The sequence below is a fragment of the Pseudomonas sp. genome, from assembly GCF_050739995.1.
Taxonomy (GTDB): Bacteria; Pseudomonadota; Gammaproteobacteria; order Pseudomonadales; family Pseudomonadaceae; genus Aquipseudomonas.
Window position 1 is genome coordinate 1 of sequence record NZ_JBOICG010000263.1, and the last position, 2,004, is coordinate 2,004.

A 2,004-nucleotide genomic window follows, 5' to 3' on the forward strand; every position below is an offset into this window, starting at 1 on the left:
TCGACACCAGCAGTAAAGACGGCAGCACCGCCGCCAAGCCAATCGAACAAGCCGCCAGCGCCGAAGCCGAAGGCACCGACCCAGCGGTGGTGCCGGGCGCGGAAGAACAGGACAAGAACGACGCCAAGCGCATTTTCGACCGTATAGATGCCGCCGTGGCCTTTGCCCAGACCCAGAGTGCCCGCAGCGTGGTACTGCTCGGCCATGGCAGTGGTGCCTGGTGGGCCGCACGCTACCTGAGCGAGAAACAGCCAGCCCAAGTGCAGAAGTTGGTGATGGTGGACGGCAAGACCCCGATGAGTCGCCAGCCGGATTTGCAACAAGTGGCTCCAGCTCTGAAAGTGCCGACGGCAGATATTTTCTACCAAGACAGTCCCCTGGAACGTAAAAACGCCCTGGCACGTCTTCAGGCGGCCAAGCGCGGGAAGAATGATGGCTATAAGCAGGTATCACTCAAGACCGTACCCGGCAATAGTTCGGCCGAGCAGGAACAGTTGTATCGGCGGGTTCGCGGTTGGTTGAGCCCACAAGCCGTTGCAGACTGAACCCGATCAAATGTGGGAGCTGGCTTGCCTGCTCCCACAGTGAATTGGGTTGTCACTTTTAAATCCGACCGCTATCGGAAATCCCTGCGCTCGCGGATCAGCGCATAGGCGTTGTGCAGCTCGCGGGTTCGCTCGGTGGCCTCGCGCACTTGCGCTGGGCTGGCGCCAGTGCCGGCAATCTTGTCCGGATGGTGGCGGCTGAGCAGCCGACGATAAGCGCGCTTGATAACCGAGGGCTCCGTGGTCGCCGTTACCCCCAGAATTCGCAACGCTTCCTGATAGGCTCCGCCTCGGTTGGCCAGGGGCTTACGCTCAGGGGCGTAATCGGCTGCCAGTGCCTGCAACTGATGCGGGGTCCAGCCTAGCCACTTGCCCCACAGGTCGATCAAGTCGCGCTCCGCGTCATCCGCCCTGCCGTCGGCCCAGGCCATGCGCCAGCAGGCGCGCAATACGCCCTCTGCCGCATGGGGTTGCGCCTTGAGTACGCGTAAATAGTTGCGCACCCGATCACTCCCGGACTTGCCACGGTTGAACGCGGTGATGGCGCGTCGCTGGGCAGGCTCGTTCATGTCGAGCGCACGCATTTCCTGGCGTGCCTGCTGGATGTGTCCATCCACCACCCGGCCATTGCTCTTGGCCAGTCTGCCCAGTAGCACAAACAGCAACTCGTCATTGCGCAGCGCTGGCCGCCCGCCCAGTCGCTCGCGCAGCTGTGCCCAACTCTGCAATTGCAGTCGGCGATCCAGCGCCTGCCCCAACAAGCCCCCCAACAAGGCCCCCGGAATACTGGCAATGGCAAAGCCAGCCCCGGCGCCAATCAGCGTCCCTGGCCACAACATCTTATTGCTCCGCAGTTAGCAGGCTTTCGACCTGCGCCAGGCGCTCCAAGGTGCCCACATCAATCCAGCGTCCCGCCATGTGCTCCCCCGTTACCAAACCCTTGGCCATCGCCGCCCGCAGCAGCGGCGCCAACTTGAAGGCACCGGCACTGCAACCCGCGAACAGCTGGGGGTCGAGTACTGAAATACCACTGAAGGTCAGGTTATCGGCACCGGGCGCCGCATCATGAAGCAAACCCTGGTCCAGGTAGAAATCGCCACCCGATGGGTGATGCGCCGGGTTATCCACCATCACCAAATGGGCCAGGCCCTGAAGCGGCTGACATAGCTGAGTGAAGTCGTAGTCGGTCCAGATATCACCGTTGACTACCAGGAAGGGCTCATCACCCAGCAACGGCAACGCTTGGAAAATCCCGCCGCCGGTTTCCAGCGGCTCACCTTCCGGCGAGTACTGGATGCTCAGGCCATACCGAGCGCCGTCACCCAGATAGTTTTCGATCTGCTGACCGAGCCAGGCATGGTTGATCACGACCTCGGTGAAACCGGCCGTCGCCAGAGCCTCAAGGTGATATTCGATCAGGCGCTTGCCGCCCGCCTGCACCAGCGGCTTGGGCGTATGC

General features: G+C 62.2%; 3 protein-coding genes. 1 reads left to right on the plus strand and 2 read right to left on the minus strand.

From position 1 onward, the window contains the following. On the plus strand, positions 1–545 hold a 545-nt coding region (locus ACRESD_RS08960), incomplete at its 5' end, for a DUF3530 family protein (protein ID WP_431750590.1). A gap of 71 nt (positions 546–616) precedes the next feature. On the opposite strand, the gene ACRESD_RS08965 is transcribed toward ACRESD_RS08960, so the two are convergent. Both ACRESD_RS08965 and murU read right to left on the minus strand, forming a co-directional pair. Further along, positions 617–1,384, minus strand: a complete 768-nt coding sequence (locus ACRESD_RS08965; protein ID WP_431750591.1) for a TerB family tellurite resistance protein — start codon at positions 1,382–1,384, stop codon at positions 617–619. 1 nt (position 1,385) lies between these two features. Continuing rightward, the coding region (gene murU, locus ACRESD_RS08970) for an N-acetylmuramate alpha-1-phosphate uridylyltransferase MurU (protein WP_431750592.1) at positions 1,386–2,004 on the minus strand (619 nt) is incomplete at its 5' end.

What these genes read in the sequence shown, in the direction of transcription:
- ACRESD_RS08965 (WP_431750591.1), bottom strand. Translation starts at nt 1,384, where the DNA reads ATGTTGTGGCCAGGGACGCTGATTGGCGCCGGGGCTGGCTTTGCCATT.